The following is a 23,154-nucleotide window of genomic DNA, read 5'->3' as shown; positions in this document are numbered from 1 at the left end:
CAGGAAGACAAACATGGGCTTCGCACAAGTACCAGCAGGTAAAGATCTGCCAAACGATCTGTACGTAATCATCGAAATTCCGGCAGAAAGCTCTCCGGTTAAATACGAGATCGAGAAAGAAGAAGACGCGATCTTCGTTGACCGTTTCATGGCTGCACCAATGTTCTACCCAGCTAACTACGGTTATATCAACAACACACTAGCTGACGATGGCGACGCACTAGACGTACTAGTTCTGACTCCTTACCCAGTAATCGCTGGTTCTGTTATCCGTTGCCGCCCTGTAGGCGTTCTTAACATGACAGACGAAGCTGGTGAAGATGCTAAGCTAGTTGCTGTACCACACGACAAGCTAACTAAAGCTTACCGTGATGTGAACGACATTGAAGATCTTCCACAGCTAGAACTTGACCGCATCAAGCACTTCTTCGAAAACTACAAAGGTCTAGAAGAAGGCAAGTGGGTTAAAGTTGAAGGTTGGGGCAACGCTGCAGCAGCTAAAGAAGCTATCGTTGCTGGCGTTAAGGCGTACGAAGAAGCTAAATAAGTTTCTCTTTTGCCAATCTTATTCAAAAAACCCCGCTCCGCGGGGTTTTTTATTACATAAAATTCCCTCCCTCATCTCCATTCAGCTTTTCGTAAGCAAAAAAAAATATATACTTAGCACAGCTGTCTCAGGAAACTCATACATAATAGAGGTGAAAAATGACACTTCGAAAGACGCTTATTACTGCTTTTGCTCTCCTGATCTCCAGCAGCGCTTTCGCCGATCAGAATCGTGAGTTAGTACAAAATTATCTCAACTCTTTTGGCAGCCGTGATGCTCAAGGAATTTTTAATCTGATTAACTGGGAAGGTGTCGACAAGGAGTCTCGTCGCTCATTACAGAAGTATATTAAATCTGGTTTCAAAGGCCGTCAGATTCGTCGTATTTTCATCGAACCTGTTGCTGAAGGCACAAACCCTAGCTATGTTCAAGATGGCAAAACCTATGAGCTGAATTTAAAACCCTCTGGTCAACTTAACATTGTCTTCATCGACAATAAAAACAAGCGCTCCACCACAAAGATGTATGTAGGTGAGCACAAAGGCTCATTACTTATTGGTAGCGCAGTCGTTGCACCAGAAGAGCTAGCTTGTAACGCCCCTAAGAAAGAAGAGCAAACCTGTTAGGGCGCCGCTCAAGCATAAAAAAAGCTGCATTAATGCAGCTTTTTTTATGCTCAACCAAAACTTTTAGTGAGCTAATTCTTCGAATAGCGTCACAAACTCCTGAGTTAATTTGTGCTTAGGTGCAAAATGAATCAAAGGGCAAGTGTCGTCGTGAGATTCACGCATTTTAACCGATGCAGAGATTTTGGTTTCCAGCACAGGCAAATCATCATCAAGAAGCTCACCCACGATACGCTTGGGTAGACTCGCACGCGGCTGGAACTGATTCACCACAATCCCCTCAACTTCCAACTTCTCATTGTGATCTTCACGAGTTTCATGCACGTTTGTCAACAAACTATATAAAGCCTGACGGGCAAATTCATCGCAATCAAACGGAATCAAACAACGATCAGAAGCAACCAGCGCCGATAAGGTATAAAAGTTAAATGCTGGAGGTGTATCGATATAAACCACATCGTAATCATCCGCTAACTTATCTAAGGCATCACGCAGTTTATAAATTTTGTGTTTCGATTCTAACTTAGACTGAAGGTCACCAAGTTCTGCATTTGCCGGCATCACACTCAAATTTTCATAGGGTGTCTGGTGAATAAAGTATTCAGGCCCTTCGGGCTTCAACTGAAACGTGAGAGTCTGCTCAAAGAAATCACGTATATCCGGCGTAACCTCTTGATAATCTTCACCTAACAAATAATGACTAGAATTACACTGAGGATCCAAATCAATAACCAAAGTACGCTTACCACGCGCAGCACTGATCGCCGCTAGGTTAATTGCGATGCTGGATTTACCAACACCACCCTTCTGGTTAAATACAACCCGTCTAATCATCATCAGAATCCTTCACTTGCTGCCGTTTGTTTAAAACACAACTTCCGCATTGCAATATCCACAATATTGAAGACAACGTCAACAAACTTGTAGCTAAAAACCTCAAACTATAGCCAAAAGAACGAATATTAGAAAAAACACATACACAAAGACAGCAATAATTCATTTTTTATTCATGTTTCGTAGGGATTTAGAAGGCATTTTCGGTAAAAATGAAGCAAAACAGCAAAAACTTGCTTAGATGTAGACAAGATAAAGAGACTACGGCAAACTATGGGTTCAATCGTGAAAAATAGCCCACTTTCTGGAAACTAGTCATGGCAAAGATCCTTCTGCTAAACGGCCCTAATCTCAACCTTCTTGGGAAGCGTGAGCCTGAAGTATATGGATCAGACACATTGGATGATATTTGCCAAAATTTGATTGAACAAGCCAAAAAGAGTGGGCACGAGTTGGTTCATTGCCAAAGCAACCGCGAATATGTCCTGATCGAACGCATTCATGCAGCTCAGGACGAAGGTATTGCTTACATAATTATAAATCCCGCTGCTTTTACTCACACAAGTGTTGCCCTTCGCGACGCACTTCTGGGCGTAAGTATTCCTTTTATCGAGGTTCACTTATCCAACGTCCATGCTCGCGAAACCTTCCGCCATCATTCTTATCTCTCAGATGTAGCTGATGGCGTAATATGTGGTTTAGGTGCGCAGGGATATGAATTTGCTTTGCAATCTGCTGTTCGAAAGATTGCCGAATAATAAACAATATACTGATAGTTTAGAGAGATATAAGTCAGAATGGACATTCGTAAAGTCAAGAAGCTGATTGAATTGTTGGAAGAGTCCAACATTAACGAAATCGAAATTAAAGAAGGTGAAGAGTCCGTACGTATCAGCCGTGGCTCTAGCGTAGTAGCTGCCCCTGTTGCAGCACCTGCTCCAGTTGCAGCACCTGCTCCAGTTGCAGCACCTGCTCCAGCTGCTGAAGCAGCGCCAGAAGCACCTCAAACTTCAGGTCACGTTGTTAAGTCTCCAATGGTTGGTACGTTCTACACTGCACCATCCCCAAGCTCTCCAGCATTTGCTGAAGTAGGTCAAACAGTTAAAGTTGGCGACGTAATCTGCATCGTTGAAGCGATGAAAATGATGAACCAGATTGAAGCTGATAAAGCAGGCGTAATCGAAGCTATCCTAGTTGAAGATGGACAGCCTGTTGAATACGACCAGCCACTGGTTACTATCGTTTAAGCCTCTAACGCAAAAGCAAGGATCTCCATTCGATGCTCGATAAAGTAGTGATTGCGAACCGAGGCGAAATTGCGCTTCGTATCCTTCGCGCCTGCAAAGAGCTGGATATCAAAACCGTTGCTATCCACTCTCAGGCAGATCGCGATTTAATGCATGTGCGCCTAGCTGACGAAGCCGTCTGCATTGGCCCTGCTCCATCGCCTAAAAGTTACCTGAACATCCCATCAATTGTCGCTGCTGCTGAAGTAACCGACGCTGTAGGCATCCACCCTGGCTACGGTTTCTTAGCAGAAAACGCTGACTTTGCTGAACAGGTTGAGCGCTCGGGCTTTACCTTCATCGGCCCTAAAGCTGAAACTATCCGCCTAATGGGTGACAAAGTTTCTGCAATTGAAGCGATGAAAGCTGCAGGTGTACCAACCGTTCCAGGTTCAGACGGCGCATTGTCTGACGACCCAGAAGAGATTCATGAGATTGCACGCCGTATCGGTTACCCAGTAATCATCAAAGCCGCTGCAGGTGGCGGTGGCCGTGGTATGCGTGTAGTTCACTCTGAAGCGTCTCTAATCAGCTCTATCCATGTAACTCAATCCGAAGCTGCTGCAGCTTTCGGTGATGACACTGTATACATGGAAAAATACTTAGAAAATCCACGTCATGTGGAAGTTCAAGTACTAGCTGACGGCCAAGGCAACGCTGTTCACCTATACGACCGCGACTGCTCTATGCAGCGTCGTCACCAGAAAGTCGTTGAAGAAGCACCAGCTCCTCACCTAGATCCAGAAGCACGCGCTCAAGTACTTCAAGCTTGTGTTGATGCGTGCATCGAGATCGGCTACCGCGGTGCAGGTACTTTCGAGTTCTTATACGAAAATGGCGGCTTCTACTTCATCGAAATGAACACTCGTGTACAGGTAGAACACCCTGTTACTGAGATGATCACTGGCGTTGATATTGTGAAAGAGCAATTACGGATTGCGTCTGGTTACCCTCTTTCACTGAAACAGGAAGATATTAAAGTACAGGGCCACTCTTTCGAGTGCAGAATCAATGCAGAAGATCCTAAGACCTTCCTGCCAAGTCCTGGTACTGTTAAACACTTCCACGCACCTGGTGGTAATGGCATTCGTGTAGACTCTCACCTATACAACGGCTACACAGTTCCGCCTCATTACGACTCTTTGATTGCCAAGCTAATCAGCTACGGCGAAGATCGTGAGACAGCTCTTAAGCGTATGGAAATTGCGTTGGGCGAAATGCTAGTAGACGGTATTCGCAGCAATATCCCTCTGCAGCAAGACATTGTTCGCGACGCTAAATTCCAAGAAGGTGGTGTAAATATCCACTATCTTGAGAAGAAGCTTGGCCTGTAAGCAAAACTTAATCAAAAAACCCGCCTCGGCGGGTTTTTTATTATCTAGCCCCAAAACATTCTGTTCATATCTGCAATTATGACCGATACTATAAATTCATCTAAGCGCTTGATATGGAAGAAAACTAATGCCTTGGTTGCAGATCAAAATCCAAACCAACCCCGATCAATCTGAACCTTACGAAGATTTATTACTTAGTGCAGGCTGCGCCGCCGTCACCTTCGAAGACAGTGAAGATCAACCTATTTTTGAGCCAGACCTAGGCACTACCCCTCTTTGGAAAAACACCACCATTACCGGACTTTTTTCAGCCGAACATGATCTTGAGGAAACGCTTAAATACATTAAGCAAGGTCATGAACAGCTATTCCCAGAGATCCCCGCACCTTCGATCAAAGCAGAAATATTGGAAGACAAGGATTGGGAACGCGAGTGGATGGATAATTACCATCCTATGCAGTTTGGCGAACGACTTTGGGTTTGCCCTAGCTGGCGTGAACCACCTCAAGCAGATGCTGTTAACCTGATGCTCGATCCAGGCCTCGCATTTGGCACAGGCACACACCCTACTACCGCGCTGTGTTTGGAGTGGCTAGATCAGAATATCAGCAATACCAATTTCTTAATCGATTACGGGTGCGGCTCCGGCATTTTAGGAATTGCAGGTTTGTTACTCGGTGCAAAGCGCGCTATCGGTGTCGATATTGATCCTCAAGCGCTGCAGGCAACCAAAGACAATCTTGCTCGTAACCAACTGCAAGACGATTCTCTACATGTATATATGCCAGAAAACACACCGCCTGAAAAAGCAGAAGTGCTCGTAGCTAATATTCTTGCAGGGCCTTTAGTTCAACTAGCGCCTACACTTGAAGCACTGGTTAGCCCGGGTGGTAAGCTCTGCTTATCGGGCCTCTTAAGCCCACAAGCAACAGAGATCATTAATACTTATTCTGAATGGTTTGACCTTGACCCAATCGCTGAAAAAGAGGGTTGGATTCGTGTTACAGGAACAAAACACAGTTAAATCCAGATGCAAAACAACAGCATAATTACGCAATGCCCAAGCTGTGAAACACAATTCCGTGTTACACCGGGGCAATTAAAGGTAGCTAACGGACAGGTAAGATGCGGTGCTTGTCTAGCTATCTTTTGCGCTGTTGAATATGAACAAAAACCTCAAAGTGTCGAACCAGCCACGCAACAAAAGGCAAAAACTAGAAGAGTTCATGAAGATGAAACTCCTGATACCTTTGAGAAATTAGATTTAGATCTACCTATTTCGAAAGAGGAAACACCAGCCCCTGAGCCTACCGAAATAACAACCCCTTCAGAAGCAGATAAACCTGAAGAAAAAACTCAGAAAGAGATAATTAAAAAGGTCTCGGCTGCGGACGTTCCTACCCTAACAATCGAAGCAGAACCTGTTGTTCTTAATCGCAGCTATGGAGCTAAAGCCTCTTCCCCTTGGTGGTTTATTGGTTGTGTATTAGCCATCTTAACTTTGATAGCACAGCACCTTTGGTTTAATCGTGGCGACCTATATTGGACTCACACCTACCGACCTCTATACGATACTGTCTGCCAACATATTGATTGCCAAATACCTACGCGAGTCGATACAGCCAAGATTACCAATCAACAATTTTTGATTCGTCCCCATTCAGAGATCGCGGATGCGATAACTATAGATTTAGTGCTTATAAATGAGGCCAATCACAACCAACCTTATCCGGCTTTGCATATAGCATTTTCTGACCTCAAAGGCCGCCCTGTCGCAAGTAGAACTCTGCAGCCAGAATCCTACCTAGATAGGTCAGTTGTTAACCTCAAATCTATGCCCACTCACCAACCTATCCAGATATCTCTAGACCTAATGTCACCGGGCATGCGTGGCATAAATTATCAACTTGAGCTACTAGCGCCAGCGCTATAAAAAATCAAGGCAAATTGTTCAAAAAATCATCAAAAAAATCCTTGGAGACCCTAGCGCTAAGGAGTATGATTGTTCGCCTCCCTAATCACTCAACTAACAGTGTCATTCGTGACGCTGCGGGTGTTTATTAACTATTTTTAAGGCTCGCTATGTTCCAGATCGGTTCATACATCATTGACAGTCAGGTGATTCTTGCACCAATGGCTGGCGTAACTGACCAACCATTTCGGCAGTTATGTAAACGTATGGGCGCAGGTCTAGTAGTCTCGGAAATGGTTACATCTGATACTCGCTTATGGAAATCACGAAAATCTGCTTTTCGTCTAAATCATAGCGGTGAAGCCGAACCTCGATCTGTTCAGATCGCGGGTGGCGACCCAGAGATGATGGCCCACGCTGCGGCAATGAATGTAGAACGCGGTGCCCAAATTATTGATATCAATATGGGCTGCCCTGCTAAGAAAGTGTGTAATAAAGCTGCAGGTTCTGCATTACTTAAGGATGAGCCACTGGTTAAAGACATTCTCAACGCTGTTGTTAAGGCAGTGGATGTTCCAGTCACACTGAAAATCCGCACAGGGTGGGATCAGGACAATCGCAACGGTTTAACTGTTGCGAAAATAGCTGAAGACGCAGGTATTCAAGCACTGGCAGTTCATGGTCGCACACGTCGTTGCGGCTATAAGGGGACGGCAGAATACGACACTATCGCCAGTATTGCTGATGCTATATCCATTCCCGTCTTTGCTAATGGAGATATCACTTCTCCTGAAAAAGCAGAATGGGTACTTAAGCATACTGGTTGCTCTGCAGTAATGATCGGTCGTGCAGCACAAGGTCAACCTTGGCTGTTTAGAGAGATTGATCATTATCTGCGAACAGGTACAATCCTGCCCCCTCCATCACTAGTTGAGATTAGAGAAATTCTGTTAGCTCATCTGCAGGAACTGCATAGTTTCTATGGTGACTACATGGGCGTTCGTATCGCACGAAAACATGTAGGGTGGTATCTGCAGAATCAGCCAAACGGAAGTAGCTTTCGCAAGCAATTTAATATTATAGAAACAGCAGCAGATCAGGCCGCAGCTATCGAAAAGTATTTCGATGAAGCTTTAGCAAACAACGTTGCGGCCTAGTTTAGATTGGATATTTAGTACTGTGGAATACAAAGAAATTAAGCAACCGGCTCTCGTGTCCGACCCAGCAGAAGCTACTAACCAGACTCTACGTGACAATGTAGAGCAGTCACTGAACAACTATTTCCGTCAGCTTGACGGTCAGCCAGTGACAGACGTGTACCAAATGGTTCTTTCTGAAATTGAAGCACCACTGTTCGAAACAGTGATGACTTACACAAAAGATAATCAGACTAAAGCTTCCCAACTGTTAGGCCTTAACCGCGGTACGCTGCGCAAAAAGCTAAAACAGTACGGCTTGCTTTAATCCACAATTTTTTAAGACTACTCGGAATCCAGACACAATGGCACAGAACATCACTCCCGTTCGCCGTGCACTGATCAGCGTATCTGACAAAACAGGTATCGTTGAGTTTGCACAAGCCCTAAACGCTCGCGGCGTTGAAATCCTTTCTACTGGCGGTACTTACAAACTACTTAAGGAAAATAACATTCCTGCAGTAGAAGTATCCGATTACACAGGCTTCCCAGAAATGATGGATGGCCGTGTTAAAACTCTGCACCCTAAAGTGCACGGTGGTATTTTGGGTCGCCGCGGACAGGATGATGGCATCATGTCTGAGCATGGCATCAACCCGATCGATATGGTTGTTGTAAACCTTTACCCATTTGCTGCAACTATCGCCCGCCCTGATTGCGATCTACCTATGGCGATTGAAAATATCGACATCGGCGGTCCAACAATGGTTCGTTCTGCAGCGAAAAACCATAAAGACGTAGCAATCGTTGTTAATGCTTCTGACTATGACAATGTTGTTGCTGAACTCGATTCCGAAAAAGGCCTAACGCACAAAACTCGTTTTGACCTAGCAGTAAAAGCGTTTGAGCATACTGCTGGTTATGACGGCATGATTGCTAACTACCTAGGCGCAATCGTTGAAGGCGAAGATGAGAAGCCTGCTGACTTCCCACGTACTTTCAACACTCAGTTCGTTAAAGCACAAGATATGCGTTACGGTGAAAACCCTCACCAACGTGCTGCTTTCTACGTTGAAGAAGAGCCAGCTGAAGCATCTGTTTCTACAGCTCGTCAACTACAAGGTAAGGCACTGTCTTTCAACAACGTTGCAGACACTGACGCGGCACTAGAATGTGTTAAATCTTTCAAAGAACCGGCTTGTGTTATCGTTAAACACGCTAACCCATGTGGTGTAGCTGTAGGCGCGGATATTCTTGAAGCTTACAACCGTGCTTTCCAAACTGACCCAACGTCTGCTTTTGGTGGCATCATCGCATTCAACCAAGAATTGGATGGCAACACTGCGAAAGCGATCGTTGATCGTCAGTTCGTTGAAGTGATCATCGCACCTAAAGTAACTCAAGAAGCATCTGACATCGTGGCGACTAAGCCAAATGTTCGTCTACTTGAGTGTGGTGAGTGGTCTGCTAACCGTGCACACGGTTTCGACTACAAGCGCGTTAACGGCGGTCTACTAGTACAAGATCTTGATCTTGGCCGTGTAGATGCATCTGAACTAAAAGTTGTTTCTAAAGTACAACCTACAGAGCAAGAGATCCGTGATCTTCTATTCTGCTGGGAAGTAGCTAAGTTCGTTAAGTCTAACGCTATCGTTTACGCTAAAGATGGCCAAACAATCGGCATCGGCGCAGGTCAAATGAGCCGCGTATACAGTGCTAAGATTGCAGGTATCAAAGCTGCTGATGAAGGTTTAGAAGTTAAAGGTTCCGTTATGGCATCTGATGCTTTCTTCCCATTCCGCGACGGTATCGATTCTGCAGCGGCTGCAGGTATTAAAGCAGTTATTCAGCCGGGTGGTTCTATGCGCGATCAAGAGGTTATTGACGCAGCTGACGAGCACGGCATGGCAATGGTCTTCACTGGAATGCGCCATTTCCGTCACTAAGCATTAGATAGCAATAAGCCTTCAATTAGGTTTATCCCCTTTAGGCTTATTGCCCTAAACCCCGATCCAGAGAAACACTGGATGCGGGGTTTTCTACATAGAAGGATTACAGAATGAACGTACTAATTATTGGTTCTGGCGGTCGTGAACACGCACTGGCTTGGGCAGCAGCACAAGACGCAAACGTTGCTAAAATTTTCGTAGCTCCAGGTAACGCAGCGACAGCTCAAGAAGATAAAATGGAAAACGTTGCTATCGACGTGATGGATCTAGATGGCCTACGCACTTTCGCTCAGGAAAACAGTGTAGACCTAACCATCGTTGGTCCTGAAGCACCGCTAGTTGCTGGTATCGTTGATCATTTCCAGAAAGAAGATCTACGCATCTTCGGTCCAAGTGAAGGCGCTGCTCAACTAGAAGGCTCTAAAGCTTTCACTAAAGATTTCCTTGCACGTCAGCAGATTCCTACTGCTGAGTACGAAAACTTCACTGAAATTGAGCCTGCACTGGCTTACGTTCGTGAAAAAGGCGCACCTATCGTTGTTAAGGCTGACGGCCTAGCAGCTGGTAAAGGCGTAATCGTTGCGATGACGTTGACTGAAGCTGAAGACGCGATCAAAGACATGCTAGCCGGTAACGCATTTGGTGATGCGGGCAGCCGTGTAGTTATCGAAGAATTCCTTGAAGGTGAGGAAGCGTCTTACATCGTTATGGTTGACGGTGACAATGTTCTACCAATGGCAACAAGCCAAGATCACAAACGTGTAGGTGATGGCGATACTGGCCTGAACACAGGTGGTATGGGTGCATACTCCCCTGCTCCAGTTGTTACAGCAGAAATCGATCAGCGCATCATGGACGAAGTAATCATGCCAACAGTTAATGGCATGAAAGCCGAAGGCAATGAGTACACTGGTTTCCTATATGCTGGCCTAATGATCCAAGCAGACGGTACACCGAAGGTTATCGAGTACAACTGCCGTTTCGGTGATCCTGAAACTCAACCAATTATGCTACGCCTAAAATCTAGCTTGGTTGATCTATGTAATGCAGCACTTGATAAGAAGCTTGACAATACAACGGCTGAGTGGGATGAGCGTAAGTCTGTTGGCGTTGTTATGGCTGCAGGCGGCTACCCAGGTGACTACGGCAAAGGCGATGTAATCTCTTTCCCTGCAGAATGCCCTGAAGGTACTAAAATCTTCCACGCTGGCACTAAGCTTGACGGCGAGAACGTTGTCACTGCAGGCGGTCGTGTACTTTGCGTAACAGCACTTGGCGAAACAGTTACAGAAGCACAGAAACGTGCTTATGAACTGCTAGAGAAAGTTAGCTGGGAAGGCGCTTACTTCCGCAAAGATATTGCTTACCGCGCAATTGCTCGTGAGCAAAACAGCTAAGCGAATAAAATCTTATGAAAAAGCCCTGATCATTCAGGGCTTTTTTTTGCCAACAAAAATCTAGCGCCACTCAACAAGAGCACTACAACAAGCCCCGCCGACATAGGCAAATAACTGAGCCAATACCCTACGCTAACCATCATCAACGGCACCGTCATCAAAAAAACGCCTGTTACAATAAACGATAAGTTCAGCCATATCGGCATCGAAACCAAACTCACTAAGCCAATACACAGCGTAACTAAAACCCCTAGTGCCGCAGCCCATATAGGCAAAGATGGGGATAACGCATAGCCTTGATTCAACACAGCAAAATTAAACGCATGAACCTCTGTCGCGGAGAACATCCCCTGTGCTAAGGATTTTTTGGATTCCAGTTGAGCATCAGCAATGCCAACAAAAACAGCCTTGTTCTTTAAAGCATTTGAATCCACTTGACCATTAACCAAATCAATCAAGCTATAACGAGGTGTCTGTTGCAGAAACCTATCAATCCCCAATGGGAGCAAAACTTCATAATCTCGGCTCCAGCGGCGGCTAAACCCTAAATTAAGATAAGGGCTTCTTAATCCAGAAAAATCGTCAGCTTTTACCGGTGCATAAATACTTAACGTCGCGAGCGGAACATTAGGCCAACGGGGAAAACCAATTCCCGCATGCATATAGTTGCGCCTTAACATTTCATCTGAATCCAACGGGAGCTCAGAGTGCGCTACTTTGGCACCACTCACCTTCACGCCATTAAAAGGCAACATTTCCTGATTTTGCTCCGCAAGCATAGGCAGAATAACTTTACCGTTTTGACGAATAGCACTTAAAAGGGCTTGATCAGATGAGTTTTTAGGACCGTCGTATGCTATGAAGGCAACGTTGTAAGTTACAGAAGAAACTTGAGCAGAATTGAGCTGCTCGATTGCTTGAGCATGAATAGAGCGATCAAGAGGCCAGCCAGAAAAAGCCTCTAAACTACGACGATCTATATCGATTAAAACAACTGAACGATCTTGAAAATTAATTGGGGAATAATGCTTGGCCAAAGCATCATAAATAAAGCGATCAAACGTTTCAGGCAGAGAAGACAATCCCGCCATTACTACACAAAGCAATGGCGGGATTAATAAAAGTATTTGCTTGAATCTAATCAGCATTACAACAGCAAGAGCAGAGAGAGTGATCCACTAATGATCATTGGCCACCAATTCTCTACCGGCTGAACCACCTCTTGAGGTTCTGTCCATTCACCCGCGTAATTTTCAGCGTCGATAGACCTAACGCGTAAATAGTAGGTACCTGCTTGCGGCTTATCTATCGCTAAACTTGCCTGCTCAGTTTTGTTATCAACAACAAGCTGCTTAAACGCTTTATCTTTTGCAAGCTGCAACTGATAGAAACTTACACCCTCCTCTTCCTGCCAACTAAAAGAGATCTCTGATTCACTTCTTACAGGCTCTCTCATCTCCGGCTTTGGAGGTACTGGTTTAACTTTAAAAGAGCCTACATGACCGACAGGACCACGCTTACCTTCTGCCGTTACACTACTCACGCGCCAGAAGAAATTACCCGGCTCTGACACAACTGCAACAAGCTGGGTCTCCGTAATATTTTCTTGTTTATCGACAATCTCAGTAAAGCTTTGATCTCTAGCAATCTCAAAAACAAAGGAATCTGCCAATTCTGGTTTAGACCAACTAAATTCAATGTCACCAACATAGAGAGAGTCAGCAGGCATAGGTCCCTGACGGACAGGCGGGAAAGGACGCGCTTCAATATTAATCTGCTTTAACGCAGATAATCCCTGCAAACCGTCAGCACTGATTGCACTCACACGAATCCAATAGGAGCGATCTTCTAAGGCCGCAGGTAAAGCCATTTTTGGATGAGCAGAGATCTGGTCGTATACAATTGCCGTGAATGCTTGGTCTGGAGAGATTTGACTACGGTACTTAGCAGCACCATCCAGCTTATTCCAAGCCAATTTTCCCGGTAGATAACGGATCACATCATCTATTTCCGGCAATTCAGGCGCTGGTAGAAGCTTTTTCGGTTTTTTAGGGGGCTGATTAGCCCTAGTCAAAGTTCCGTACCCTTGACGGACATTGGTAGCGCCTAACTTGTTACCTACACCAATTAGACCTTGAGTTACCTCAGCTGCTGTACTTTCCCCTTCAGCTCTCACTCGGTAGGTAGTGCCCTTTGTCGTAGCAAAAGCAACTGGCGTATCGATCAAGAAACGAGAGCCCGGAACTTTAGCTGGATTGGCACGAATTTCAGCCTCTCCTTCCTCTAGGAAAACTTTAATATCCACAACCTTACGCTTGTTTCCGATCACCGTTGCTTGTTCAATACGAAGCACACTTTCGCCCAGTAATAGCACCTGAGTACCATCATCAAACTCTAGTAATACAGAAGCTTGTGCAGCTGTTTTGATCAAGTCACCTTGAGATAAACTCTGACCACGACTCAAAGGAAGTAACGCTTTGGCTTTTCCTTCACGCAATTTAACCTGCGCCGTGACATCTCCATTCACATCCAGGATTTTGATATCGGAGCGCTTTTCTTGAATTAGATTACGCGGTATTTTTAAAACAGTGCCTGGAGACATTTGACGATCATTACGCACATTATTTAGGCGCTCTATCGTTTTCCATTCTCTCCAATCGGTAAGCAGCTCATGCGCCACACTCCAGACTGATTCGCCGGGTTGCATCGCGTAACCCCATTCATTTTTCTGCTCAGCAAATGAAACTTGAGAGAAGAGTATGGAAAATATTAAGGCGTAACTTTTCGTTAGTTTAATCACTCGACGAGTTCCTGTTTAAACACCAACTCAATGCGTAAGGTTTAGTATCTAATGGGTAAAAAGTTGCCCATAGCACCCTGTTTTCTGATGAGAATACATTCTCCCACTTATTAAAAAGTTCGGCCACTATTGAAAACAACTGTTTGAATATGACATCAATAGTTATATCCGTATAATCGGTCCATCAATATTAAAAAACATTCCTGAATACATGCTGAAATTAGAAATAATGACCAAGAATCCTTTCTGGCACATAACAGTCAGCATTTTAGCTTCAGTTTGTTTGTTAACCGCTTGTAGCTATATACCAATTAACCAGCAAGCTAATGACCCTTCGTCTACCTCAACCCCTACTGAGAGGCAATACTGTTATAAGGGGGGAAGAGCAAATGAATTTAGCTGCGACCCTGATAAAGCAGCTCCGCAGCCTGATATGCGCTCAACTGAAATTGATGAAGTTTGGATGTGGTTGAAGTTAATTGAGATAAAAACATGGCTTGCTGAACAAAAAGAGCACAATGATTCAGTAGGTTCCACTCGGCAAAGACATGAGAAGCAGTAATACATGACCCACTTTAAATGTAAATCAGGCAAAAATTTACTACGTACAACTATAAGTACCTTATTCGCAGTGTCCTTACTTACTGGCTGCAATCTCTCTAACAACCTACAACCTAAGTTTCTTCAAACTTACGAGACCCAACAAATACCCGAAGGTTCTCAAGAGTATATTGCTACCGTTAGTATTACTCCTCCCAACCTAACCAACTCACCTATAGCTATTGAACAAAGCTTGAAACTTAGCCAACAGGGCAAAAATCAAGAGGCTCTAGCTAAAATTGAGCTTTTACTAGCTCAACAACCTAATCTATCTTCTGCCTTACTAGCCAAGGGGATTATCCTGAACAACCAAGGCAATAAAACTGCTGCTAAATCCATCTTTCAGGCTCTAACTCAATCTCATCCTGATCGCCCAGAAGCCTTTAACAACTTGGCAGTGATCTATTCTGAAGAGGGCAATTTCCCTCAAGCAATAGAAACACTTCAGCAAGCGTTCCTGACTCACCCAAGCTACGCACAAGTTCACGTTAACTTGAAAGAGCTTTATGCAACAATGGCATCAAAAGCCTATAACAAAGCATTGGACTTAAGTGCTGTTGAGCACGGTCCAAACCTTGCCATGATCAACCAACCCCCAAGTATCGAGGACAACACTTCTGCCCCTATGGTTTCAGCAGTCTCTGCACAACCGATAGATATTGCAGCGGTAGAAAAAGTTAAAGCGCAACCTCAGCCAGTTGAACCTATAGAGAAACTCCCAGCTGTACCCGTTACAACGACCTCCACCCTAGGGCCAAAAGCAGAAGCACCAGTCAATGAAACAGCTGAAATTAAAGAACAAACAAATGCTGCTCCTGAAGTACCTAGGCTTGAGGTTCAGGCTTTACCGGAATCTGAGGTATTAGCGCATATCAATAATTGGGCTGAAGCTTGGAGCAACAAAGATCACTCAAGTTATGTAAACTCTTATACAGCGCTTTACCGTCCAAATGCTAAATTAAGCCATCAGCAGTGGGTTCAACAGCGGGCTCAGCGTTTGAGTAAACCTAAATTCATTCGTGTTGAACTGAATCAGATCAATATCAAGATCCTCAGAGAGAACTTGGCAGAAGCTCACTTTAATCAACACTACCAGTCGGATAACTTTAAAGATGCAGTTAAAAAGCGTCTAATACTGGTTAAAGTCGACGATAAGTGGAAGATCAGCCTAGAGAAAAGCTTAGGCTTACTTAAGTAGACCTCAAAAAAAGCCCCTTAAGAAAGGGGCTTTTTTGTATCTTGAAAATTTACAGCCTAGGGCGTTTTAGCACAACAGTCCCCTTGGTAGCTTCAGAAGCGATCTTCCAACCAGCAGAGGTTAGGGTCAGCTCTAGACGCTTATTGGTCTCATCAGCATAACCAGGTTTCTCGAAACGTTGATAAAACTCTACTCTGTACCAATGTGAATTAAGACGAGTGAACTTCGGCGATTTAATCTCTAACTTGATCCAATCAGGCGAAAGTAAACGATCTTTACGAAATTCACGCCACTCTTCAAGAGACATTTTCACACCATACAACGTAGAATTTTGAAGATAACTGTTGATGTAATTATCCCAGTTCTGCTGCTCCCACGCAGTATGCCAAGTGGTAAAAACTTCGCGCACAGCTTTTACATTATTTTCTTTAGGGCCAGGCTTCACAACAAACTCAGTCACCGGTTTCGTTTGTGGCTGAGCCTCAGCTGAAGGGATAGGTAAAACATCTTTAGGCTGAACAGCTGCGATTGTTGACTTAGGAAGTGTCACTTTTTTTGGCTCAGCTGCGGCTACTTTTACAGTATCAACAGCTTTTACTGACCGAATCACCTTAGCAGATTCTTGAACTTGAGCTTTTTTAACTTGCTCTGTCGAACTTTGTGGCGTTTTATCGCGTTTCTGTTTAGCTTGCTCCACTGTAGCCGTCAAAGAAGCGACGAGCTCCGGATTAAGTGCTTTTTCAACCACGACAGGTTCGGGAGGCTTAGCAACAGCAGGCGCAGTTTTAACTTTATTAACGCTTAGTTCTTCCGCTAGTTTAGTCTTTGCTTCTGGGATAGCAGGCTTAGCTATCTTGGTATCTTGTGGGTTCTCAACTATCGATACTTCTTTACTTTGTGAGGATCGCGCAATCGTCGCTTCAACAATGTTAGGAGATAATTTCTCCGTACTTTTTGTTACTGCCGCAGGAGCCAAGGAGTCCTGCTGGGAATCAGACCAATACCACCCACCAGCGCTTAGACAAACAACCGCTAGAGCTCCAATAGCAACCAGAGGCTTGTTTCCACCTGCTGACACAGGGCTTGCAGCGATTTCCTCTTGGTAATAACCATCCAACTTACTGGCAAGCAACGAAGAAGATTTCAATGCCGAAACGATTTCCGGCGTGCTTAGTAAAATGATAGTTACCGCAGGGCCAGTTTCATCACAAATCGAAGGTAGGCCTAATAAATAAGTAAGAGCCTCTGTGCAGACGTCATCACTATTTACGATGATGTGAAGACGACGCCCTTGTTGCAACCAACGCTTTAGCTCCTGCTGGATAAAAGAGGCACCTGCTTCTACCTGGAGAAATTCAGCCAGATCTTTCTGTAAATTATCTAAAGCGAGAGTGCCATTAACCTCAAAAGTATCAGGTTGGGTCTGCTTCACTTGATCAATTAGGTACTCCATCCACTGGACAGATCCTTCAATACGAATAACCTGATGATCAGATAAATTACTCAGTAACAGCTCAGAAGAACTTAAACTTGAATCGCTCAAACCTAACCCCCTGAGATTTTAAGGTCTGCCTTTTGATGGTTTACCTTCATAAGCAATACGCCAGCGCCCTTGATCAAAAGTCCAGTATTGGCGCTTTACTGAGCTGCCAGAAAGGTTATTACTTTTGTAATCTTGTTGGAATGTAGCTACAACCAGATTCGGATTATCTGGATACCGGTAGATACTCAAGTTTTGCAGATCGATATCTACAAATTTTTTCGAGCCATTCACACGTTTCTTGTAGCTGGAATACTGCAAATATTTACGTTTACCGTCGTCATAATTTTGAGAATAGTTCTCGATATAGCGCTGATGATCAAGGCTTTCCCAATCAGACGCCCAACGCTCAACCAAGTTAGTGAAACGCTCTTTCTGTTCAAGCCAATCAGCTTTCTTTATCCAACGAACATTATGACCAACTAGAACAGGCGTGTTCAGATAGTTAACCGTGTTATCCAGTTCAATAAAATCAGGATTGGTTAAGGAGATACACCCTTCACTTGCTTTAGGTGGACGACTGTAAGTTTCCACTGGGGAGCCATGAAGCCAGATTCCATAACCCGTGCGTCCTAACCTCTTATCCCATACGTTAGGGTAATTAATCGGCAATGCACCGGACCCATAACGAGAGGGTAAATTCTCATCTTCTAATCGGCTGGTAGTGAAATAAACACCTAGAGGGGTTTTAAGGTCACCCTCGACCTCTTTTCCTGTACCACCACGACCATACGAAGCGTAATAGTCTTTAACAAGTACAGGAATACCGTTTTGGTTTTCAAATAGGAAAAGGCGCGATAAACGGGTATCAACAATGATGATATGCTTTTGATCTGGAGACAAAGTCAACATGTCTGCAGGTAGCATATCTGCAGAAGGCTTTTCCATTTCCATTAGCAATCTAGCTTTTGCTTCAGAAATTAACCCTTCGATCTTTTGTTGATGGGCGCCACGTTTATTGCTTAGTGGAGCTCCTTGAGCCTGCGCTGCTAGAATATCAGCATACACAAGCTGAGCTAGACGGAAATCAGGTCGACGTTCGGTAAGCTCTTTAAGATCCGATAAAGCCGAATCGAGCTCATGGCTCTTGAGGTTATTTAAGCCACTTAAAAGTAACTCTTCATTCCCTTCTGAGATTCCATAGGGAGCAGCTTCTTCAGCAAATAAGCTACTCTGAGGAATACCCAGTGCGCCCAACATCACTACAGTACAAACGAAACTTTTTTTCATCTATCCAGAAAGCCCCAACCTATTTTTTATTAACCAATGATTATAACGATATTCATCCTGAATGGGACTCTATCGCCCTTGAAAAAATGCTTTTTCCACTACTAAATTTGAAGCTTTTAAGTTTTTTTGTTTTCGCAGTAATTTTCTAGCAATACCCTAGTTAAATTCAGCGAAACGTCACACCTTCAGCCCTTTTCGCAACTGCAAAAACCAAAAGATTTGGCAATTTATTTTGAATTTTTCAATCTGAAATTTGCCTAAAACTGTGCTATTCCAAAAGTGTAGAGATCCAAAAGACACGCTACCGCATACAAAGTTCAGTTAGTTGGTAAAAGTGCGACCCACCAATCACCAATTAACTGATCGAATTTGATGTTTTCCTGTAGATACAGACGGAGGACCCCGTGATGTTTGAACAGATGGAAAGCAATGGCACACAACGCCTTCATTTTTGTCATGACCCTGAAACGGGCCTCAAGGCTATTATTGCCATTCACTCGACTTTACGTGGCCCCGCAATCGGCGGCTGCAGATTTATCCACTACAACAATGACGATGCAGCCATTACAGATGCGCTCAGATTGGCACGTGGCATGAGCTATAAAGCAGCACTCGCAGGGCTTCCCCACGGTGGTGCTAAAGCAGTTATTATCAAGCCCGAATCAGACTTCAACCGCGCCGCTCTTATGCAACGCTTTGGTCAATTTGTTGATGGTTTAGGTGGTGAATACATTACCGCAATGGACAGCGGTACTAAGATTAGCGACATGGATCAGATTCAAAAGAGCACCTCCTTTGTAACCTGCACTCAAGCCACTGGCGATCCCTCTCCCTATACCGCACTCGGCGTGTTTGAAGGGATTAAAGCTTCCGTCAGATTCAAGTTAAATCGAACGTCACTGAAAGGTGTGCACGTCAGTATCCAAGGCTTAGGCCATGTAGGCTTTGAAGTAGCCCGTTTACTTCATCAAGCCGGAGCCAAACTGACGGTCACCGACATTGATCAAGCTAGAGTAACTCAATGCGAGAAAAATTTTAATGCAGCAAGCGTGTCACCAGATCAGATTTACGCAGTCGATGCTGATGTCTTCTGCCCTTGTGGGCTTGGAGCAATCATAAACGACACGACCCTACAGCAACTTCGTGTATCCATCATTGCTGGCTCAGCCAACAATCAACTAGCGGAAGAGAAACACGGCGACCTGCTAGCCGCACAAGATATCCTTTACGCACCTGATTATCTGATCAACGCAGGCGGTTTAATTTTTGTAGCGCTGCAATATTCAAAACAGAACAGCCGAGAAATCCGCCAAAAAGTTATTCAAATAGGTGATTCTCTCACCCAACTTTATCAAAACGCAGCGCAAGCTAAGCAAGGTGTACATCGTCTAGCCAATCACCAGGCTGAACAAATCATCAGTGCATCTAACGATTTCAATTCCGCAGCTTAAGCTAATGAAAGCGGTTAGGAGGATGAGTTATGAGTCACGCACCACTGCAATATTTAGATAGTGAGGGGAACCCCACACAGCGTTTGCCACAATGGTGCCAATCACCTGATTGGTTCCTACGCTGCTATCACAACATGGTATTAGCTAGACAGTTTGACGCTAAAGCCATCGCGCTACAACGTACAGGACAATTGGGCACTTACGCATCCCTACTAGGCTCAGAAGGTATCGATGTTCCCACAGCACTCTGCATGAGCGAAGAAGATGTTCTCGTGCCCTACTATCGAAACCATGCCTGCCAGATGATTAGAGGGCTCGCCCTTGAAGATATTCTTCTATATTGGGGTGGGGATGAACGCGGCAATGCATCACCCCAGATGAAGAAGGACTTCCCCAACTCAGTTCCGATCGCCACTCAATCATTACATGCCTGCGGTGTTGCTACAGCGCTAAAAATTCGCAATCAAAAACAGGCTGCTGTGACCTTAATTGGCGATGGCGGCACCTCTAAAGGGGATTTTATGGAATCCCTAAACATCGCTGGGGTATGGCAACTGCCTGTAGTCTTTATCATCAACAACAACCAGTGGGCTATCTCGGTACCGCGTAAAATTCAATCCGCTGCAGCTCAGTTAGCTGACAAAGCACAAGCCGCTGGAATTCCCGGTATGCAAGTGGATGGTAACGATGTGATTGCGATGCGTGAGGCGGTAACTCAAGCTTTACAGCGCGCTTATGACGGCAAAGGAGCCACACTAATAGAAGCCATAAGCTACCGCTTAAGTGACCATACTACCGCTGATGATGCGACCCGATATAGGGATAACGAAGAGCTAAAGCAAGCTTGGGAGAAAGAACCAGTAAAACGCTTGCGTAACTTCATGGTTACTCAAGGCTTTTGGGACGAATCGAAAGAACAAGCTCTTCAACAAGAGATCACGCAACTCGTCCAACAAGCAGCAGACAAGTATTTAGCAATTGATCCTCAAGCTCCCGAGTCCATGTTCGATTACATGTATGCCGAGCTACCCGAGCATCTCATCGAACAGAGAGACTGGGCGACAATCAAGGCGATGCCAAATGCTAGCCATGCTGAGGAGGATGCATCATGAAACATTCTGTATGTCTTCTTGAAGCGGTCAATCTAGCTTTAGCCTCAGAGATGCGCAGGGACGAGGAGATCGTTCTATTGGGAGAAGATATTGGCGTTAATGGCGGTGTTTTTCGTGCTACCGCAAACCTTAGAGATGAGTTTGGTCTGAAGCGTGTAATGGACACGCCATTAGCTGAATCAATGATCGCAGGACTCAGTATAGGTATGGCTAGCCAAGGCTTGAAACCTGTGGCCGAGATCCAGTTTATGGGCTTTATCTTTCCTGCATTAGAACAGATTATTTGTCACGCTGCCCGCATGCGTAATCGAACCCGCGGCCGTCTCACCTGCCCTATGGTGATAAGAGCACCTTTTGGTGGAGGTATTCACGCACCTGAACATCATTCGGAAAGCACAGAAGCTCTATTGGCTCATATACCCGGCCTTAAAGTCGTCATTCCCTCCTCTCCAGCGCGTGCTTACGGATTATTACTCTCAGCCATTCGTGATCCCGACCCAGTGCTCTTTTTAGAACCTAAAAGGATCTATCGCAGCCAACAACAAGAGATTTTAGACAACGGCGAAGCACTGCCTTTAGGCAGCTGTTTTACGCTGCGCGAGGGCTCAGCTATTACGTTAATCAGCTGGGGAGCGATGATCACAGAAACCTTAGCCGCCGCAGAGCACTTCCAAAATAAAGGCGTGCACTGTGAAGTAATCGATGTAGCCAGTATCAGTCCGTTAGATATGACTACGATTCTAGCCTCCGTAAAAAAAACAGGTCGCGTTGTGATTGTACATGAGGCTCCAAGAAATGCGGGTATAGGTGCAGAAATAGCCGCAACCATCGCAGAAAGAGCACTCTTAGATTTACAAGCACCTATTGCTCGGGTAACAGGTTATGACACCGTCATGCCCTATTTCCGTCTTGAAAGTCATTACCTACCAAACACTCAAGACATCATCGACAGTATCAATGAGACATTGGAGTTCGCATGAAATATTTCAAACTACCAGATCTCGGCGAAGGGCTTCCTGAAGCAGAAATTGTGGAATGGAATATCAAAGAAGGTGATTCTGTGAAAACGGACCAAGTACTTCTGTCCGTTGAAACAGCAAAGGCAATTATTCAAGTGCCTTCTCCTCAAGCAGGCGTAATCGCCCATCTTTTTGGTCAACCCGGTGATGTTATCCACACAGGAGAACCCCTACTGGAATTTGAAGGGGAAGATGAGAGTGACAGCGGTACTGTTGTAGGCGAAATTCCACAAGCAAACCCAGAGTCCGCTACTCAAGATACCTTCTTTATCGGTGCAGCCCCCAGCAGTCAAAACGGCGCAACAACCCAAAAAGCAACCCCTGCTGTCAGAGCCTTAGCCAAACGCTTAAATATCGATTTAAACCAAGTAAAAGGAAGCGGTCAGCAAGGTAACATCACACCAAAAGATGTTGAACAGGCCGCTAAACTCGATCAAACACATGGCAAAGCAGAACCTTTGCGCGGTGTGCGCAAACACATGGCGCAAGTCATGAGCAAAGCACACAGTGAAGTAGTACCCGTCACCATTCATGAAGACGCAGATATTAATAGTTGGCCTAAAGGTACAGATATCACGCAACGATTGATCCATGCGATAGCAGAAGCCTGTATGGCAGAGCCCGCTATAAATGCTTGGTTTGATGGCAATACGCTCAGCCGTCGAATACATACCAAAATAGACCTTGGGATCGCAGTAGACACTGAACAAGGGTTATTTGTCCCAGTCTTACGCGACATTGGTAATCGGTCACCTTCACATCTACGTGAAGGCTTAAACCTACTCCGCACCGATGTAAAAAACAGAACAATCCCCGCTTCTGAATTACAAGGCGCCACAATCACACTGAGTAACTTTGGAACCATCGCAGGTCGCTATGCTAATCCAATTGTCGTTCCCCCGCAGGTAGCAATTATTGGTGCTGGGGTTATTCGTAAAGAGGTTGTCGCGGTAGGTGATGAAATAAAAATTCATCGCATCCTTCCAATTTCGCTCACCTTTGACCACCGAGCACTGACTGGAGGTGAAGCGGCTCGTTTTCTGGCTGCGTTTATTCAAAACCTAGAACTACAAAAAATATAAGTCCTTATAAATCATAAGATTATTAAACGATGAACCTTAAGGAAAGTTTTAGAGTCAAATGTTCAGAGTTCAAAAATGTGAACTACACTAACAACAGGTAA

At 44.8% G+C, this 23,154-nt stretch carries 22 protein-coding genes; 17 read left to right on the top strand and 5 right to left on the bottom strand.

Annotated elements, in window-relative coordinates:
• Positions 1-13: 13 nt before the first annotated feature.
• Together ppa and ACMXYW_RS04045 are read left to right on the top strand one after the other, a co-directional pair.
• A complete protein-coding gene (gene ppa, locus ACMXYW_RS04050; protein ID WP_299180651.1) occupies positions 14-547 on the top strand; it encodes an inorganic diphosphatase in 534 nt (177 codons plus the stop codon).
• Positions 548-705: 158 nt separating this feature from the next.
• Positions 706-1,173 carry a hypothetical protein gene (locus ACMXYW_RS04045; protein WP_415905309.1) on the top strand — a complete coding sequence of 156 codons (468 nt, stop codon included), beginning with the start codon at positions 706-708 and terminating at the stop codon, positions 1,171-1,173.
• Positions 1,174-1,236: 63 nt separating this feature from the next.
• Here the strand turns inward: ACMXYW_RS04045 and ACMXYW_RS04040 are convergent, their stop codons facing one another.
• Positions 1,237-2,007, bottom strand: a complete 771-nt coding sequence (locus ACMXYW_RS04040) for a ParA family protein (protein WP_415905869.1) — start codon at positions 2,005-2,007, stop codon at positions 1,237-1,239.
• A gap of 317 nt (positions 2,008-2,324) precedes the next feature.
• On the opposite strand from ACMXYW_RS04040, the gene aroQ reads away from it, so the two are divergent.
• The 9 genes from aroQ to purD all read left to right on the top strand — a co-directional run bounded on the left by aroQ (position 2,325) and on the right by purD (position 11,021).
• The gene (gene aroQ / locus ACMXYW_RS04035; protein WP_415905308.1) at positions 2,325-2,765 is read left to right on the top strand and encodes a type II 3-dehydroquinate dehydratase; all 441 of its coding nucleotides are present in this window, start codon (positions 2,325-2,327) and stop codon (positions 2,763-2,765) included.
• Positions 2,766-2,804: 39 nt separating this feature from the next.
• Positions 2,805-3,254: an acetyl-CoA carboxylase biotin carboxyl carrier protein gene (accB, locus tag ACMXYW_RS04030; RefSeq protein WP_415905307.1), complete on the top strand. Its 450-nt coding sequence runs from the start codon at positions 2,805-2,807 to the stop codon at positions 3,252-3,254.
• 32 nt (positions 3,255-3,286) lie between these two features.
• A complete protein-coding gene (gene accC, locus ACMXYW_RS04025; protein ID WP_415900327.1) occupies positions 3,287-4,627 on the top strand; it encodes an acetyl-CoA carboxylase biotin carboxylase subunit in 1,341 nt (446 codons plus the stop codon).
• Between the two features lie 127 nt (positions 4,628-4,754).
• Positions 4,755-5,651, top strand: coding sequence for a 50S ribosomal protein L11 methyltransferase (gene prmA, locus ACMXYW_RS04020; RefSeq protein ID WP_415905306.1), 897 nt, complete (start codon positions 4,755-4,757; stop codon positions 5,649-5,651).
• Between the two features lie 6 nt (positions 5,652-5,657).
• Positions 5,658-6,560, top strand: coding sequence for a zinc-ribbon and DUF3426 domain-containing protein (locus ACMXYW_RS04015; protein WP_415905305.1), 903 nt, complete (start codon positions 5,658-5,660; stop codon positions 6,558-6,560).
• Positions 6,561-6,709: 149 nt separating this feature from the next.
• A complete protein-coding gene (dusB, locus tag ACMXYW_RS04010; protein ID WP_415893656.1) occupies positions 6,710-7,696 on the top strand; it encodes a tRNA dihydrouridine synthase DusB in 987 nt (328 codons plus the stop codon).
• A 22-nt stretch (positions 7,697-7,718) separates the two neighbouring features.
• Positions 7,719-8,003: a DNA-binding transcriptional regulator Fis gene (gene fis / locus ACMXYW_RS04005; protein WP_415883738.1), complete on the top strand. Its 285-nt coding sequence runs from the start codon at positions 7,719-7,721 to the stop codon at positions 8,001-8,003.
• A gap of 37 nt (positions 8,004-8,040) precedes the next feature.
• Complete coding sequence (gene purH / locus ACMXYW_RS04000; protein WP_415897670.1) at positions 8,041-9,621, top strand: bifunctional phosphoribosylaminoimidazolecarboxamide formyltransferase/IMP cyclohydrolase; 1,581 nt, start codon at positions 8,041-8,043, stop codon at positions 9,619-9,621.
• A gap of 113 nt (positions 9,622-9,734) precedes the next feature.
• The gene (gene purD / locus ACMXYW_RS03995) at positions 9,735-11,021 is read left to right on the top strand and encodes a phosphoribosylamine--glycine ligase (RefSeq protein ID WP_415905304.1); all 1,287 of its coding nucleotides are present in this window, start codon (positions 9,735-9,737) and stop codon (positions 11,019-11,021) included.
• Positions 11,022-11,050: 29 nt separating this feature from the next.
• On the opposite strand, the gene ACMXYW_RS03990 is transcribed toward purD, so the two are convergent.
• Together ACMXYW_RS03990 and ACMXYW_RS03985 are read right to left on the bottom strand one after the other, a co-directional pair.
• Positions 11,051-12,169, bottom strand: a complete 1,119-nt coding sequence (locus ACMXYW_RS03990; RefSeq protein WP_415905303.1) for a CHASE2 domain-containing protein — start codon at positions 12,167-12,169, stop codon at positions 11,051-11,053.
• Entirely contained in the window at positions 12,169-13,821 is a 1,653-nt protein-coding gene (locus ACMXYW_RS03985) for a FecR domain-containing protein (RefSeq protein WP_415905302.1), read from the bottom strand. The genes ACMXYW_RS03990 and ACMXYW_RS03985 overlap by 1 nt, the downstream gene beginning before the upstream one ends.
• Before the next feature lie 211 nt (positions 13,822-14,032).
• Here ACMXYW_RS03985 and ACMXYW_RS03980 point away from each other — a divergent pair, with 211 nt between their 5' ends.
• Together ACMXYW_RS03980 and ACMXYW_RS03975 are read left to right on the top strand one after the other, a co-directional pair.
• On the top strand, positions 14,033-14,383 hold the full coding sequence (locus ACMXYW_RS03980) for a hypothetical protein (protein ID WP_415905301.1): 351 nt from the start codon (positions 14,033-14,035) through the stop codon (positions 14,381-14,383).
• Between the two features lie 3 nt (positions 14,384-14,386).
• Positions 14,387-15,619, top strand: coding sequence for a tetratricopeptide repeat protein (locus ACMXYW_RS03975; RefSeq protein ID WP_415905300.1), 1,233 nt, complete (start codon positions 14,387-14,389; stop codon positions 15,617-15,619).
• A gap of 49 nt (positions 15,620-15,668) precedes the next feature.
• Here the strand turns inward: ACMXYW_RS03975 and ACMXYW_RS03970 are convergent, their stop codons facing one another.
• Together ACMXYW_RS03970 and ACMXYW_RS03965 are read right to left on the bottom strand one after the other, a co-directional pair.
• Positions 15,669-17,162 (bottom strand): hypothetical protein, encoded by a 1,494-nt coding sequence (locus ACMXYW_RS03970; RefSeq protein ID WP_415905299.1) that lies wholly within the window; start codon positions 17,160-17,162, stop codon positions 15,669-15,671.
• 18 nt (positions 17,163-17,180) lie between these two features.
• The gene (locus ACMXYW_RS03965) at positions 17,181-18,389 is read right to left on the bottom strand and encodes a L,D-transpeptidase family protein (protein WP_415900317.1); all 1,209 of its coding nucleotides are present in this window, start codon (positions 18,387-18,389) and stop codon (positions 17,181-17,183) included.
• 407 nt (positions 18,390-18,796) lie between these two features.
• On the opposite strand from ACMXYW_RS03965, the gene ACMXYW_RS03960 reads away from it, so the two are divergent.
• The 4 genes from ACMXYW_RS03960 to ACMXYW_RS03945 are packed head-to-tail and all read left to right on the top strand — an operon-like array spanning position 18,797 to position 23,053.
• Positions 18,797-19,840 carry a Leu/Phe/Val dehydrogenase gene (locus ACMXYW_RS03960; protein WP_415900315.1) on the top strand — a complete coding sequence of 348 codons (1,044 nt, stop codon included), beginning with the start codon at positions 18,797-18,799 and terminating at the stop codon, positions 19,838-19,840.
• Between the two features lie 29 nt (positions 19,841-19,869).
• Entirely contained in the window at positions 19,870-20,952 is a 1,083-nt protein-coding gene (gene pdhA, locus ACMXYW_RS03955; RefSeq protein WP_415905298.1) for a pyruvate dehydrogenase (acetyl-transferring) E1 component subunit alpha, read from the top strand.
• A complete protein-coding gene (locus ACMXYW_RS03950; protein ID WP_415905297.1) occupies positions 20,949-21,932 on the top strand; it encodes an alpha-ketoacid dehydrogenase subunit beta in 984 nt (327 codons plus the stop codon). The genes pdhA and ACMXYW_RS03950 overlap by 4 nt, the downstream gene beginning before the upstream one ends.
• Positions 21,929-23,053, top strand: a complete 1,125-nt coding sequence (locus ACMXYW_RS03945; protein WP_415905296.1) for a dihydrolipoamide acetyltransferase family protein — start codon at positions 21,929-21,931, stop codon at positions 23,051-23,053. Before ACMXYW_RS03950 ends, ACMXYW_RS03945 begins: the two co-directional genes overlap by 4 nt.
• Positions 23,054-23,154 lie beyond the last annotated feature (101 nt).

This window comes from Neptuniibacter sp. QD48_55 (genome assembly GCF_047778115.1).
Taxonomy (GTDB): domain Bacteria; phylum Pseudomonadota; class Gammaproteobacteria; order Pseudomonadales; family Balneatricaceae; genus Neptuniibacter.
This window is presented reverse-complemented; position numbering and strand designations above follow the sequence as displayed.

Coding starts and splice junctions, on each gene's coding strand:
- ppa (WP_299180651.1), top strand. CDS start 14: ATGGGCTTCGCACAAGTACCAGCAGGTAAAGATCTGCCAAACGATCTG.
- ACMXYW_RS04045 (WP_415905309.1), top strand. CDS start 706: ATGACACTTCGAAAGACGCTTATTACTGCTTTTGCTCTCCTGATCTCC.
- ACMXYW_RS04040 (WP_415905869.1), bottom strand. CDS start 2,007: ATGATTAGACGGGTTGTATTTAACCAGAAGGGTGGTGTTGGTAAATCC.
- aroQ (WP_415905308.1), top strand. CDS start 2,325: ATGGCAAAGATCCTTCTGCTAAACGGCCCTAATCTCAACCTTCTTGGG.
- accB (WP_415905307.1), top strand. CDS start 2,805: ATGGACATTCGTAAAGTCAAGAAGCTGATTGAATTGTTGGAAGAGTCC.
- accC (WP_415900327.1), top strand. CDS start 3,287: ATGCTCGATAAAGTAGTGATTGCGAACCGAGGCGAAATTGCGCTTCGT.
- prmA (WP_415905306.1), top strand. CDS start 4,755: ATGCCTTGGTTGCAGATCAAAATCCAAACCAACCCCGATCAATCTGAA.
- ACMXYW_RS04015 (WP_415905305.1), top strand. CDS start 5,658: ATGCAAAACAACAGCATAATTACGCAATGCCCAAGCTGTGAAACACAA.
- dusB (WP_415893656.1), top strand. CDS start 6,710: ATGTTCCAGATCGGTTCATACATCATTGACAGTCAGGTGATTCTTGCA.
- purH (WP_415897670.1), top strand. CDS start 8,041: ATGGCACAGAACATCACTCCCGTTCGCCGTGCACTGATCAGCGTATCT.
- purD (WP_415905304.1), top strand. CDS start 9,735: ATGAACGTACTAATTATTGGTTCTGGCGGTCGTGAACACGCACTGGCT.
- ACMXYW_RS03990 (WP_415905303.1), bottom strand. CDS start 12,169: ATGCTGATTAGATTCAAGCAAATACTTTTATTAATCCCGCCATTGCTT.
- ACMXYW_RS03980 (WP_415905301.1), top strand. CDS start 14,033: ATGCTGAAATTAGAAATAATGACCAAGAATCCTTTCTGGCACATAACA.
- ACMXYW_RS03975 (WP_415905300.1), top strand. CDS start 14,387: ATGACCCACTTTAAATGTAAATCAGGCAAAAATTTACTACGTACAACT.
- ACMXYW_RS03965 (WP_415900317.1), bottom strand. CDS start 18,389: ATGAAAAAAAGTTTCGTTTGTACTGTAGTGATGTTGGGCGCACTGGGT.
- ACMXYW_RS03960 (WP_415900315.1), top strand. CDS start 18,797: ATGTTTGAACAGATGGAAAGCAATGGCACACAACGCCTTCATTTTTGT.
- pdhA (WP_415905298.1), top strand. CDS start 19,870: ATGAGTCACGCACCACTGCAATATTTAGATAGTGAGGGGAACCCCACA.
- ACMXYW_RS03950 (WP_415905297.1), top strand. CDS start 20,949: ATGAAACATTCTGTATGTCTTCTTGAAGCGGTCAATCTAGCTTTAGCC.
- ACMXYW_RS03945 (WP_415905296.1), top strand. CDS start 21,929: ATGAAATATTTCAAACTACCAGATCTCGGCGAAGGGCTTCCTGAAGCA.